This window comes from Haemophilus haemolyticus (assembly GCF_001008275.1).
GTDB lineage: Bacteria > Pseudomonadota > Gammaproteobacteria > Enterobacterales > Pasteurellaceae > Haemophilus > Haemophilus haemolyticus_P.
On sequence record NZ_LCTH01000038.1, the window covers coordinates 1 to 14,230 of the forward strand.

The following is a 14,230-nucleotide window of genomic DNA, read 5'->3' on the forward strand; positions in this document are numbered from 1 at the left end:
AAACCGATTTTACAAATCGTAATTAAAGCTATATAAAAAACGACCGCACTTAATACCAATAATTTAAAAGCCAATTTTGGCTTTCTCTGATGTAGACGATATAAAATTCGAGCTACCACCGCAAGAATAATAGGATAAATCCAAAAAAATATTGAGAATAAATTAACTTGCCAAGTTTCCAAGCTAGGATTTTTATCAAATGTAGTTGAAAGCAACAGAGCCATCGGACATAACAATACAGGGGCACAAAAAATAGCTAATCCCCAGGAAAACAAACTAAAACCACGAGGCAAAGATTGTCTTGTCATAATTTAAAATTTTACAAATAATAGATAATTACAATATAACAAATACTGTGATTATTAGAAAGTAAGCGGAAATCAATAGACTTGAATAAAATGAAATGGCGCACCCGAAAGGATTCGAACCTTTGACCGCTCGGTTCGTAGCCGAGTACTCTATCCAGCTGAGCTACGGGTGCGTAGATGATGCTTTAATTATTCATAACCACTTTAATAAGATAGAGCCGTTTTAAAATGGCGCACCCGAGAGGATTCGAACCTCTGACCGCTCGGTTCGTAGCCGAGTACTCTATCCAGCTGAGCTACGGGTGCAGAATAAATAAAACAAACAATGGCGGTGAGAGAGGGATTCGAACCCTCGATGGAGCTTTTTAACCCCATACTCCCTTAGCAGGGGAGCGCCTTCAGCCTGCTCGGCCATCTCACCACAATCGGTGTGAGCGGTATAATACGTTTTTTAGAAAATATGTCAAACCATTTTTTGAAAAACGTACCTGTTTGAATATTTTATCTACACATTAAATATATTCTTGAATAAAAATCTACTCATCATTCAAAAATACTAAAATCTTAGATATTGTTTCCCGTCTTAATTCATCTTGCTCAAATAACACCTCATGTTTCGCGTTCAATACAACTTTACACTGAGCATTCGGAAAAAGTGCGGTTAATTTTTCAAGATTTTTGTTATCTACTATTTTTTCTTTTTCGGCTTGTAAAATTAGGATTGGAATTTCAATCTTAGGAATAACTTTCGGTAAGCGTTTAATTGCATTTAAACACAGATGTACCCAACGGAACGTTGGTCCGCCAAGATGAATTGCTGGATTCTTACGATTTACACGATTCATCCATTTCATTCTGGTTTTACAGAAACTTAGTTCATTGTATTCCAAGTGGACTTGTTGATAAGGTCCTTTACCAAAAACATAACGCTCGCCTTGCCCTAAAATATTCATCAGAGCAATAATCAGTTCATCTCTAATAGTGTGCTTTAAAGGAATGCCGTAAAAAGACGAAGAAAGCACTGCTTTATTAATGCGATGATCACAATTTGCCAAATAATAGGTTGCAATCAATGCGCCCATCGAATGAGCAAGCAAATGCTGTGTGGAATAATTAAAAAGTGCGGTCACTTTTTCGATGATTTTCGCCATATCATCGACATAGAAACGAAATTCGTCTAAATGCCCTTTTTCAGAATCCGTCAACAAATGGGTTGAATAGCCTTGACCACGGTGATCAAATAGCAACACATCATAACCTTGATGATAAAAATCATAAGCTGGCTCTGACCATTTCAACATATTTTCAGCACGACCATTCACTAAAATCATCAATTTTCTATCCGCACTCTTATCGTGGGCTAAATGACGATAAGCGATTTGAACATTATTTTTGCCAGTGAAATATTGCGTTGGAAATTGATTGAAAAAAGGTAACAGTTCGGTAAAGGCAAATTGAGTAAAGTTGGATTCTCGATTCATAAGTTTTTAGATGGGATATATCAACGCATGCAAAAGAAAGAAAAAGTGCGTGAGATTTTACTTCACGCACTCTGCCAATTATGCTACCAATTGTTTTAAGATACGGCGAACAGGCTCTGCAGCGCCCCATAATAATTGGTCACCCACAGTAAAGGCAGCCAAATATTCAGGGCCCATTGCCAATTTACGTAAACGACCAACCGGTACGCTTAATGTACCCGTTACTTTAGCTGGCGTTAATTCACGCAATGTGGTTTCTTTGTCGTTTGGAATCACTTTCACCCATTCATTATGTGATGCAATAATTTGTTCGATTTCTTCTAATGGTAAGTCTTTTTTCAGTTTGATAGTGAACGCTTGGCTGTGGCAACGTAATGCACCGATACGCACACATAAACCATCAACAGGAATTGGATTGTCGCTTAAACCTAAAATTTTGTTAGTTTCTGCATAACCCTTCCATTCTTCTTTAGTTTGTCCTGTTTCAGGAAGAAGTTTATCAATCCAAGGGATTAAGCTCCCCCCTAATGCTGCACCAAAGTTATCCGTTGGGAAGCGATTAGAACGCATTTCTGCTGTCACTTTACGTTCAATATCTAAAATAGAAGAAGCTGGGTCTTTTAACTCACTAGAAACCGCTTGTTCTAATAAACCCATTTGTGAAAGTAATTCACGCATATTTTTTGCACCAGCACCTGAAGCCGCTTGATAAGTTGCCACAGAAATCCATTCCACCAAATCTTTTTCAAATAGACCGCCGATAGCCATAAGCATTAAACTTACGGTACAGTTACCGCCCACGAAGGTTTTAATGCCTTTTTTCAAGCCTTCAGAAATCACGTGTTGGTTTACTGGATCAAGCACAATAATTGCATCATCTTTCATGCGCAGTGCAGAAGCAGCATCAACCCAATAGCCATCCCAGCCTGTTGCTTTTAATTTTGGATAGACTTCATTGGTGTAATCGCCTCCTTGGCAAGTCACGATAATGTCTAATTTTTTGAGTTCTTCAATATCGAAGGCATTTTTAAGTTCGCCAGCATCCTTACCACCAAATACAGGAGCTTTTTGACCTGCTTGTGAAGTTGTAAAAAATACGGGATTAAGATTCGCAAAATCATTTTCCTGCGACATACGATCCATTAATACGGAACCCACCATTCCGCGCCAGCCGATAAAGCCTACATTTTTCATTGTTGTTTCCTTAGTTTGTTGTGTTTGAATAGAATTATTAATTACAAGATAGCGTTAGCAAAATCAAGTATTTTTCATGGAAATTTACATTTTGCGAAAGAAATTAAATAAGAAATAAAAAAGAGCGGTCAATTTAAAATAAAATTTAACTTGACCGCTCTTTTTCTAGTTATCTACTTCGACACTTACCACGCCTTCTTCCGCTTTCAACAATGCATACGCATCTTTCAACATTGTGGAATCAATGGAAAAACAGCGAATTTGTAACCGCACTTCACCACTACTTTGATCTTTCACCTGTATATGTTCAATACGATACTGATTATTTACTAACAATTGAGTGACTTTCCCAATACTTTCTGCACTATTGACAAGAATATTGAATTTTGTCCGACGACGTTGTGATTTACGATGAACCCAACGTTGTACCAACGGACTTAATCGAATAGACACCAAAATCATCACCGTCGCAATGACCGCATCAAACACGAAGCCCGCACCAGCAGCAATACCGATCCCCGCAGAAGCCCAAATAATCGCCGCAGTGGTTAAACCTGAAATCGCATCATTTTTCTTATGCAAAATCACTCCTGCACCTAAAAAACCGATGCCGCTAATCACTTGCGCCGCAAGACGCATCGGATCCGTACGAATATTTTCTGAAACTTGTGCATAATGCTCTGCGGCTTGAATCGAAACAATCGTTAGCACACAAGTGGTGACGGCAATAATGGCGCAAGTTTTCACGCCCACAGGTTTGCGCTTAAGCTCACGCTCTAAGCCGATAACACTACCAAGCACCATCGCCAATAGCATTTTGCTAAAAATAATTAAGTGATAAGGATCGAAAAGTGCGGTTAAAAGTAAAGATGAATTTTCCATAATGATAAAAATGAGTCCGACATAATCGTCTATTCTACATCACTTAGCTTAAAATCTTTACCCTTCGAAGCCTTTAATTTATCGCCTTTCTTGCGAAAATTGAGTAAAATCTTGCGTTTGAAATTTTATAGAGCGAAAAAACGGTTATTTTTATGCAAAATTCAACCCCAAGCATTGGCTTTGTAAGCCTTGGTTGCCCAAAAAACTTAGTAGATTCTGAACGAATCTTAACGGAACTACGCACCGATGGTTACAACATTGTGCCAAGCTATGAAAATGTCGATTTAGTGATTGTGAACACTTGTGGCTTTATTGATAGTGCCGTACAGGAATCTCTCGAAGCGATTGGTGAAGCATTAGAAGAAAATGGGCGAGTTATCGTGACTGGCTGTTTGGGGGCAAAAGAAGACCAAATTCGTGAAGTGCATCCTAAAGTTTTGGAAGTCAGCGGCCCACATAGTTATGAAGCAGTCATGGCGCAAGTTCACAAATACGTGCCAAAACCGACACATAGCCCTTACACCAGTTTAGTACCAAAACAAGGCGTGAAACTGACACCAAAACATTATGCCTATTTGAAGATTTCTGAAGGCTGTGATCACCGTTGTACGTTCTGTATTATTCCATCTATGCGTGGTGATTTAGAAAGCCGTTCTATTACGCAAGTCTTGGACGAAGCAAAACGTTTAGCCGAAGCAGGCGTAAAAGAATTGCTTGTGGTATCACAAGACACTTCCGCTTATTCCATGGACTTAAAACGCCAAGAGGGTGGTGTAAAAACGGCTTTCTGGAATGGCATGCCAATTAAAAATGATTTAATGACGCTTTGTAAACAGCTTGGCAAACTTGGCATTTGGGTTCGCTTACATTATGTGTATCCCTATCCACATGTGGATGATTTAATTCCATTAATGGCTGACGGCACGCTCTTGCCGTATTTAGACATTCCATTACAACACGCCAGCCCGAAAATCTTAAAAGCAATGAAAAGACCGGGCAGCATTGACCGCACTTTAGAACGCATTAAACAATGGCGCGAAATTTGCCCAGATTTAACATTACGCTCCACCTTCATTGTCGGTTTCCCAGGTGAAACAGAAGAAGATTTCCAATTATTGCTCGATTTCTTAAAAGAAGCCCAACTTGATCGCGTAGGCTGTTTCAAATTCAGCCCAGTTGAAGGCGCACCTGCAACAGAGATGGCTGACCAAGTACCAGAAGATGTGAAAGAGGAACGTTTCCATCGTTTCATGCAATTACAACAGGAAATTTCTGCAAACCGTTTAAAACAAAAAATCGGTAAAACTCTTGATGTATTAGTGGATGAAATTGACGAAGAAGGCATTATTGGCCGCTCCAAAGCAGATGCCCCTGAAGTTGATGGGTTAGTTTATGTAGATAATTTAAGCGGAATCAATGTAAAAGTCGGTGACATAATTAAAGTAACTATCACAAATTCTGATGAATATGATTTGTGGGGAAGTTGTTAAATAATAACAATCTCAACGAAATAAACAAAAAATCCATCTTCGTATTGAAGATGGATTTTTTTATGACTAAGAGCAGTAAAATTTTAAAGCGCTTTTGCAAATCTCCTTAGAAATCCGCCGTTTGGACGCGCTTTATCTAAATAAAGCGATTATTCATAATTATTATAAAAAGACGTTATTGATTAATAGTCAAGTATGAAGTAACCCAAAATCCTTAGTCCCATCTTCATTAGATTCAAATAATGGTGAATTAAGATAATTCTTTACCAAACTAGCAATACTTTTTATTGTATTTTTTTGCGTAGTCATAAACCCAATAGGCAATGTCACAGGATAAGAAGATAGTTTTGCGTGATAACAAACCACAGCAAATTTATCTTCTAGAAATAGAATTTCAGTATTTCCATCTAAGAAACCTTCACAGAATCCATAAAGTACTTTATCTGATGTATCTTTAAAATGATTTAGCCATTCTTGTTTTTCATGGCGACTTCGTTCAGAAGGCAAAGGTAGATACAGACGGAAATCATAGCCATTTTTTTGTTTATCTATTAAATTTTGAATTTTGTCGTGAATTTTCCGTTGTTTTCCCCAGTAAATATCGCTTGGTGCCAACCAATAGAGTTTTTTAGATAATTTTTTGTTTGATTTATCTAAAATTTTATTAATTTGTTGGAACAAGGTTTCTTGATGATAAATTTGCCCTAGAAAATACAAGCCATTTTGTTGTTCATGCTCCTGATAAACTTTTAAAAATTCGTTAAAGTCCAATGTTCTGCCGAATAGCACTAAAGTATCGTCATCACTAATTTCAGCCATACTATTACGCAGTTCACGCAAATTATCATGACGATCAAATTGCTCCAGTTGTGCAGTAATAGCTTGCTGAATGTTTTCTTGATGAGTAATTATCGGCAGATCATTACGTTCTTTAGCTTGTCCTGTTTCAGGTAATAACTCGAATTGTTGCGTGAAACGGAAATAATCAGGCACACCTTTGGGTTCAATAACATCAATCTTATATAGTGAAATATCCTTTTCAATTTCTCCTACTTCATTTTTAACTTCAACAATTTCATCTTCTATTAGCTGGCGAAAGCGATTTTGAAATGTTTTTTGTGCAATTTCACTACTTTCTGATAACACCTTTGGTTCGATAGCTAGCTCAATAGCTTGCTGGCGATTTTTATCACAGTCATTTTTTTTCAGAAAATTACTATCTAATAATTCCATACGATATTCACCACTACATTCTTTTAAAATGGGAATGTGGGGAGAGTCTTGGTTGTCTTGAAACAGTCTTAGCCCTTCTGCCGATAATTCAATCAAGCCGTCACCTTGCCAAATAATCCATTTATGTTGTTCCAAATCAGCGAGGGCAACTTCAGTTTCGTATTGGTTAAATCCGAAATATTGGGCAATTTGTGCAGGTTTGCATGGCGTTATTTTTAATAAGCGAAGCAAATATTCCCGTACAAATGCCACGCCTTTATCGCTCATATAGGAAAACACAATACGAAAACGCGGAGCCTTAACCACAAAATCAATTTGATTGTAAGTTATGTTTTGTTTACTCATTTTTTTGCTCCGTTTTTTAATATCTTAATTGCGTAATCTTGCGGATTATTTTGCTTTTGTATAAAACGTAAAACTTTTGCCAATGGAGTTTTGCTGTTTTTTGGATGTTCCCACATGTTTTTTGCACCAACGATAATAAGTTTATCCATAGCCCGAGATAGTGCTACGTTAATACGATTTGGTAGATGCAAAAAGCCTGTGCTACATGCTTTATCATGACGGGTCAATGACAAAATAATCACGCGGTTTTCTTTTCCTTGATAACTATCTACACTATCAATTTTAACTAAGCGGCGGAAGTCGTCATTCCAACTGCGTTCCTTCAATTTTTTACGAATCAGTTTCTTCTGTTCGCCGTACATGCAAATTACACCAATAGCTTGTTCGTTTTTCTCCAAGCATTTTTGTACAGGTTCACTATTCATAAACGTTTCATCGTTTGCCAAGTCTTGTAATATCCCAATAATTACATCGGCTTCAGCGCGGTTGGATAAACTACCACTTTTGCCTTGTTCATGATACGTATGTGGTAATGAAGTTGTATCTAACCATGTTACGCAGGATTTTATCTTTTCAGGTAGCCTGAAATAAATATTAGGCACATCATTGTCAGTTTTACCGTTTTCCAAAACATTTTCATAAAAACATGCTGATACTAAACTGCCAATCGCAGGAGCCATACGGTATTGTGTTTTGAGTGTGGCACAAGTTTGCTTTCCATATTCGGATAGGAAAACGCGTTCAAAATCACTGCCTAATGCTTGATCTAATTCCTCACCGCGCTTGGAAATCCCTAATCGGCGGGCAAGTGCGTTTTTATGCTCTTCCGAATACAAAGGTGGTAGTTGTTTATGGTCACCAACCAGCAGAATGCGCGTACCTGACTGCATAGCAATCGCCAATTCACTGGAAATAGAACGTGCGGCTTCGTCCACAATCACCCAGTCATAAAGATTATCGGCAATGCCGATATGGCGTTGCCCGATACCTACGCAAGTGCCAATCACAAGCTGACGGGAACGAGCCAAAAATTCATCATAATTGGTGCGTTCGTTAGATAGGGTTTCCAGCATATCTTGGGTTAAATCAATCAGTTTACCTGCTTGGATATTTTCAATCGGCTGAATATTATGCTTGTGATCCAATTCACTGATAAATTTTGGCAGGATTTCGTCAATTTCAACCAATTCATGTAGCCCCATTGCTTGGGCTTGTTCTTTAATGCTTTTTTCTAATTTTTTGCGTAAACGTTTTTCATCTTCATCAACGGTTTCATCTTTTGATGATTTGACAATTTTTTGATAACGACGAATTTGCACGCCAATATCAAACGCTAATTCGGCACGTTCGCGCAAATAGTCTTCAGGTAGCCCCATGCTGCGCCCAAGTTGGCAAATATTGCTAATCTTGTTCACATTTAACTGTGCCCGTTTTTGTCCGACCAAATTGGGGGAAAATACATCTTCCAATATTTCGGAATCAGCAATTTCGCGGTTACTGAACCGCACCAGTTGCAAATCTGTACCCAAACGCTGACAGTGTTTGCGGATACGTTCGGCAGCAGTATTGACTGCTTCATGTGATTGGCTGACCAGTAGAATATTCCGAACCTTTTGCACATCAAATAAATAATGTACAAATGCGGCAATAAATTCTGTTTTCCCTGTTCCTGGTGGACCTTGCAATAAAGATAATGGTCCATTGGCAATCAAACGTTGAAAGGCAATACGTTGTGCTTCATTCAGACTTACATTTTTTTCAGGCTGGTCATAGCGTTTAAATTCTTCATCGCTGACATGAATCTCATATTTTTCAGACGGCAAGTTGCAATGTTCATCAAAATAATGCACTAGATTTTTTACCGCACTTTCACCATCTAGAATGCGTTGTAAGGCATTTTTACGGCGAGTGTAAGACGCTTTGTTCTGTTTACTTTGCAAATAAATTGGCATATCTGCTTGAATATTACTTGCTGAATTACGTAAACTTTTAGGCTTAAGATGTAATTCATTCAACTGGCTTTGCACAATATCTACTTCGCCATATTTAAAGGTTTTTTCTCCATCTTCACTTTTTCCAATAGCCTCAACAACTTCATCCCGTTTGAATTGATCTAGTGGACTGATTTCACCGTCATAGGGAATATAACAGCCCCCATTTTCTGTTTTTTGCAAGGCTTCACTGGCCGTAATGGACGGTAAGGCTTCAGTTTCAGTATCTAAAATTGCCTGCCAAAGTTTTTGAATACTAGGGCGTTGTTCGATAACTGTTTCTTCTGCAATACTATCAACAGGTTCGGCTTCAAAATTCTCGTTATTTTCAGCTTGTTCTTTTTCAGGCTGTTTGAAAAAGTGCTCTTGGACAAATTGAATAATAGCGTTCTTAAATTCTGTACTGCCCGCAATAAAATCATTAAGTTTATCTAAATTGCTATAATTGCTATGTGTGATATTCAATCCGATTTGCAAACTACATTTGCTATCATCACGATCATTTCGACTAATATGATAGCGTTCAAATGGAGATAATCCGTGTCGGAATTGTTGCTCAGCAATGGTATAAAAAGCGGTAAATTTTCCGCCTAATCCAATAAATGTAATATCTATTTCTTCATTTGGGTATTTTTGACTTTCTTTAAATTGAACAAATAATTCACCATTCTCAGGGTAAATTTCAATAGGTAAAAACGACTCACGCCCGCCTACTGTAATGTCAATCATCAGTGTAGCCGGTTTGGGATTGAGAGCCTCTTTAAAACGAGCCAACGAAATAAACGCAGTTTTGCTATCTGAATACTCTTGCCGTATCACTTCAGCAACTTCAACAAAACTTTCAGATCGCCTATTCCATTCAACGCCCAATAATTCGCACGCCATTTTCATCACGGCAAAATTATCGCGTTGTTTCTCTGTTGAATAATCAAATTCCGGCGAATATTCGGTATTGAACTGACTTTGCCCGTTTGAAGAGAAATCCAATATATCCAAAATATACAGTTGAACAGAATCATCTTCAATCGTTACCAGCACATTGTCAGGTTTCAAATCGCCATGTGTGAAACCTAGACTGTGTAAATGTTCAATGCTTTGAATAAATTGATGGATAAGAGTCTGTTTTTGTTTATCCGATAAATCAAGTTTACAAATATCTTGCCAAGTATACCCGTCAATAAAATCACTTGCTGCAAAAAGGCAGCCTGATTTTTTGGCAATACCGAATTCTCGGATTTTCGGTAAATAATCAGGCGACAGATTTGCCAGTTTTGCCATATTTTCCAGCCAATTCAAAACCACTCTGGCTTTTGAATTATCGGTTTGCGGATCTGCATTCAGCCATGCTTTAACCAACAAACCATTGGAACGGTAAACTTCTTTCTCACTGGTTTCTACAATAAAATCATCATCTTCACGATAAGTACGTGAATGATTGATGTCGAGCGTGAATGGCTCTAATTTCGTAAAATCAAATGAAAAATCCACCGCCTGTTCAGGTTTGGCTTGATTAAATTTATCTAAAAAATTCACCGCACTTTTAAAAGGTATATCAGACAACGCCGTACGCAAAATTTCGGCATACCATGCGGTTTCGTCTGCTAATTTATTTTTCATTTCATCAAGACTGATTTGTGAAATGCGCTTAGCCTGAATGATATGCCATGCCAAAACAGCCAAAGAACGTACATCATATTGGTATGGCGTGAGTTTGATGCCGTCAGAAAGTGGAAAATGAGATTTTGCCAAATCGCCGGAGACTTCCAAAATCTCACGAATGTCGCCAACCGTTTCTTCAGATGAAAAATAGGCGGTTGCAAACCCCGATAGCGTAATTTTGTCATCTGCTGACAGCCAAATGCTGTGATTGCCCAAATCACGATGAGCAATACCGATTTTGTGTAACTGGGCAAATTTATCCAACAATAATTGCACTAATCCCAAACGGCGTTCCGTGCTTAAATTTTCACCATTGCATCCGCTGACAAATTGGTCAAAACGTTTCTGTTGTGGAAACAGCTCAAATAAATCAATATGTTCCGCAGTGATTTCACCTTTTTGCGGCGGGGTAGATTTGTAATTCAAGCAAGCGTAATACAAGTCTTTATTTTTTAATTTAATATGGTGCAATACATCGTATTCACGGCTGACTAGGCGATAACGCCCGTCAGGTGTTTGAGCTTCAGAGCGGTTGATTTTAGTGAAATCCCAACGGCGTAATAAGGCTTGGTCTTGGTGCTTTTTATTTTCGGTTTGGGCAAGATATTCTTGATAAATATGTTTTGGGTGAGAAAAAATAGGCGTGTCTTCTGCATAATATCCGTCAATGCTGATATTTTTCGGTTTGACCGTGTTGCTACTAAAGATTTTTTTATCAAATAATTCAAAATCCTGATTTAAAGTTTTGCTATCAGGATGCGGGCGGAAACGTGCGTTGAATTGCTTTTCATCTTTTAATTGCAAAAATTCAGTTAATGTTACAACGTGCAATTTTTCATTGTCTGGCAGTTGGCTGAAATCTGCGTTGCCTGTCATCACAACTAAAAAATGGATCTGTGGACGAAAGCCTTTATTGGTAAATTGCTGTTTGAATTTATCCAATTTCTTTTCCAGCATAAATTGTTTGTTTCGTGTAATAGAAACAGGCGAACGCCCCATATCTTTATCGTTCAAATACCATTTATCTTGACGGCAAATAATTGTTCCATTCCAATGTTTCAACTCAATAATCAACACATTGCAATGAGTAACAATAACCAAATCAAATTCGCCTTCTTTACGCTCTTTTACATCAGCAAAGCGAAAGCCCGAGTATCCTTTCCAAGGGAAAATGGATTTGAGGGATTCTAATGTGTCAAATCCCTGTCCTTTTACTTTCTTATTATTTTCAGAAGCTTGAAAAGCCTGCTTGATTTTTTCAATAGCCTCAACCTCATGTTGAGTTAAACCTCCGCCCCAATCTTGTACTTCCATTATCGCCATAGCTATTACCCTATTAGTATGATTAAATGCTTTTATTTTAACATGTTATAGATTTTCTTAATATATAAGACTTATATAGAATACTTACACAATTCCATTTTAGAAATTATGAAATAACATTTATGAATTTGTATTCCAAGGTGTAAAAGGTAATTACCTATAACTGCAGAAAGCACGCCATTTTGTGTAGTACAAAAGCAAACTTCAAACTACCACGCAAAATTCCATTTGAGAAATTCGAGCAATTCTTCAAAGCGAAATTAAAATAATGTAAATAAAGGGAAAATAAAAATTTTCCCTTACCTATATCATCCTTTCAAAATCGCCCTTAATCGATCAAGTTGATTTTGTGTTTTTTCTTGTTTTTGCTCGGTGGTGAGTTTTGGTTTATCGCGTTCCCATAACACATCATCATTGGGTAATTCAGCTAAAAATCGGCTCGGTTCTGGGCGAACTAATTCACCATATTGGCGGCGCTCACGGCATAAGGAAAAAGTAAGTTCTTTTTGCGCTCTTGTGATGCCAACATAAGCCAAGCGGCGTTCTTCTTCCACGTTGTCTTCATCAATGCTGGTTTGGTGGGGCAAAATGCCTTCTTCCATACCGATCAAATAAACATAAGGAAATTCCAATCCCTTGGATGCGTGTAATGTCATCAATTGAACTTGATCGCTCTCATCATCGTCTTCACCTCGCTCCAACATATCCCGTAATGTCAGGCGGGTTACTACTTGATTAAGGTTCATCGGTTCATTGGTTTCATCGCCTTTTAACATATCCGCAACCCAATCAAATAGCGTGGCGACATTCTTACTTTGCATTTCTGCCGCTTTAGGGCTTGTCGCGTATTCGTACAAATATTCTTCATAATGAATTGCGGATAACATAGAACGTACCGCACGTTCTGGTTCAGAACGTTGAATTTCATCATTAAGTTCTACAATCCAACGTCCAAATTTTTGCAATGAATCATAGGCTTTTGGCGTGATGCGTTGAATAAGTTCAAACTCAAAAATAGCGTCAAACAAACTAATGTGTTTTTCTTGAGCCAACTCACCAAGTTTTTGTAACGTTGCGGTGCCAATTTCACGTTTCGGTGTATTCACAATACGCAGAAATGCTGCGTCATCATCTTGATTCACCACCAAGCGCAAGTACGCCATCATATCTTTGATTTCTGCACGGGAGAAAAAAGAAGTACCGCCCGAAATTTTGTAAGGAATACGGTTTTGCATCAGTACTTTCTCGAGTAATCGAGATTGATGATTGCCTCGATACAAAATCGCATAATCTTTATATTTAGTTTTACGGCTAAAACGATGGGCGATCAACTCGGCGACAATCCGCTCTGCTTCGTGTTCTTCATTTTTTGCTTCGATAACAAGCAATTTTTCCCCTTCACCAATAGTTGAAAAAAGTTTCTTATCAAACACGTGCTCATTGTTATCAATCAAAATATTGGCGCAATGCAAAATACGTTGGGTTGAACGGTAGTTTTGCTCTAGCTTAATCACTTGCAAACGAGGAAAATCATCGCGTAAACGCACCATATTTTCTGGTCGTGCACCACGCCATGAATAAATAGATTGGTCATCATCGCCCACCACAGTGAAACAAGCACGATCACCCACTAAAAGTTTAATCAGTTCATATTGGCTGGTGTTGGTGTCTTGATATTCATCCACCAACAAATAACGAATTTTTGCCTGCCATTTTGCCCGCACTTCTTCATTTTGCTTGAACAACAACGTCGGCAGCATAATCAAATCATCAAAATCAAGGGCGTTGTAGGCTCGAATTTGTGTGGCATAACGCTCATAACATTTTGCAAAAGTTTGATATTTAGCATCACGCGCCAATGCAAACGCCTGTTTTGGCGAAATCAAATCGTTCTTCCAATTAGAAATCACTGAAATTAACTCACGCAATAAATCCTTATCTTCTTTTAACACATCAGCGGTTAGCTCTTTTAACAACGCAAATTGATCATGTTCATCAAACAAGGTCATATTAGATTTAAAGCTAAGCGCTTTATATTCACGCTTAATAATGTCAAAACCGAGCGTATGAAAAGTGGATACAAGCAAGCCTTTAGATTGTGCTTTGCCAATGGAATGTGCCACACGCTCTTTCATCTCGCGTGCGGCTTTGTTAGTAAAAGTCACTGCGGCAATTTGTTTAGGAGAATAACCGCACTTTCCAATTAAATGGGCAATTTTATTAATGATTACGCGAGTTTTGCCTGAGCCAGCGCCAGCAAGTACAAGGCAAGGGCCTGTAACATATTCAACGGCTTGTTGTTGTTGAGGATTGAGTTTCATAAG

General features: G+C 38.1%; 8 protein-coding genes and 3 tRNA genes. 1 reads left to right on the top strand and 10 read right to left on the bottom strand.

Annotated features, from left to right (window positions below; translation table 11 throughout):
- The 7 genes from AAX15_RS09540 to AAX15_RS06210 all read right to left on the bottom strand — a co-directional run.
- Window positions 1–308, bottom strand: a 308-nt coding sequence (locus AAX15_RS09540; protein ID WP_046939615.1) for a DUF5389 family protein, incomplete at its 3' end; no start/stop codon positions are given.
- Window positions 309–404: 96 nt separating this feature from the next.
- A tRNA-Arg gene (locus AAX15_RS06185) sits at window positions 405–481 on the bottom strand.
- Window positions 482–537: 56 nt separating this feature from the next.
- Window positions 538–614: transfer RNA gene (locus AAX15_RS06190), tRNA-Arg, on the bottom strand.
- Window positions 615–634: 20 nt separating this feature from the next.
- Window positions 635–729, bottom strand: a tRNA-Ser gene (locus tag AAX15_RS06195).
- Between the two features lie 115 nt (window positions 730–844).
- The gene (locus tag AAX15_RS06200; protein ID WP_046939575.1) at window positions 845–1,789 is read right to left on the bottom strand and encodes an alpha/beta fold hydrolase; all 945 of its coding nucleotides are present in this window, start codon (window positions 1,787–1,789) and stop codon (window positions 845–847) included.
- A gap of 78 nt (window positions 1,790–1,867) precedes the next feature.
- Entirely contained in the window at window positions 1,868–2,983 is a 1,116-nt protein-coding gene (gene asd / locus AAX15_RS06205) for an aspartate-semialdehyde dehydrogenase (RefSeq protein ID WP_046939576.1), read from the bottom strand.
- Between the two features lie 165 nt (window positions 2,984–3,148).
- Window positions 3,149–3,865 (bottom strand): MgtC/SapB family protein, encoded by a 717-nt coding sequence (locus tag AAX15_RS06210; RefSeq protein WP_046939577.1) that lies wholly within the window; start codon window positions 3,863–3,865, stop codon window positions 3,149–3,151.
- A 152-nt stretch (window positions 3,866–4,017) separates the two neighbouring features.
- Here AAX15_RS06210 and rimO point away from each other — a divergent pair, with 152 nt between their 5' ends.
- Window positions 4,018–5,355 (top strand): 30S ribosomal protein S12 methylthiotransferase RimO, encoded by a 1,338-nt coding sequence (gene rimO / locus AAX15_RS06215; RefSeq protein WP_046939578.1) that lies wholly within the window; start codon window positions 4,018–4,020, stop codon window positions 5,353–5,355.
- A gap of 189 nt (window positions 5,356–5,544) precedes the next feature.
- On the opposite strand, the gene AAX15_RS06220 is transcribed toward rimO, so the two are convergent.
- The 3 genes from AAX15_RS06220 to rep form a co-directional block, all read right to left on the bottom strand.
- On the bottom strand, window positions 5,545–6,933 hold the full coding sequence (locus tag AAX15_RS06220; RefSeq protein WP_046939579.1) for a hypothetical protein: 1,389 nt from the start codon (window positions 6,931–6,933) through the stop codon (window positions 5,545–5,547).
- On the bottom strand, window positions 6,930–11,906 hold the full coding sequence (locus tag AAX15_RS06225) for an AAA domain-containing protein (RefSeq protein ID WP_230599596.1): 4,977 nt from the start codon (window positions 11,904–11,906) through the stop codon (window positions 6,930–6,932). The genes AAX15_RS06220 and AAX15_RS06225 overlap by 4 nt, the downstream gene beginning before the upstream one ends.
- 308 nt (window positions 11,907–12,214) lie before the next feature.
- Entirely contained in the window at window positions 12,215–14,227 is a 2,013-nt protein-coding gene (rep, locus tag AAX15_RS06230; RefSeq protein ID WP_046939580.1) for a DNA helicase Rep, read from the bottom strand.
- Window positions 14,228–14,230 lie beyond the last annotated feature (3 nt).

What these genes read in the sequence shown, in the direction of transcription:
- AAX15_RS06200 (WP_046939575.1), bottom strand. Translation starts at nt 1,789, where the DNA reads ATGAATCGAGAATCCAACTTTACTCAATTTGCCTTTACCGAACTGTTA.
- asd (WP_046939576.1), bottom strand. Translation starts at nt 2,983, where the DNA reads ATGAAAAATGTAGGCTTTATCGGCTGGCGCGGAATGGTGGGTTCCGTA.
- AAX15_RS06210 (WP_046939577.1), bottom strand. Translation starts at nt 3,865, where the DNA reads ATGGAAAATTCATCTTTACTTTTAACCGCACTTTTCGATCCTTATCAC.
- rimO (WP_046939578.1), top strand. Translation starts at nt 4,018, where the DNA reads ATGCAAAATTCAACCCCAAGCATTGGCTTTGTAAGCCTTGGTTGCCCA.
- AAX15_RS06220 (WP_046939579.1), bottom strand. Translation starts at nt 6,933, where the DNA reads ATGAGTAAACAAAACATAACTTACAATCAAATTGATTTTGTGGTTAAG.
- AAX15_RS06225 (WP_230599596.1), bottom strand. Translation starts at nt 11,906, where the DNA reads ATGGCGATAATGGAAGTACAAGATTGGGGCGGAGGTTTAACTCAACAT.
- rep (WP_046939580.1), bottom strand. Translation starts at nt 14,227, where the DNA reads ATGAAACTCAATCCTCAACAACAACAAGCCGTTGAATATGTTACAGGC.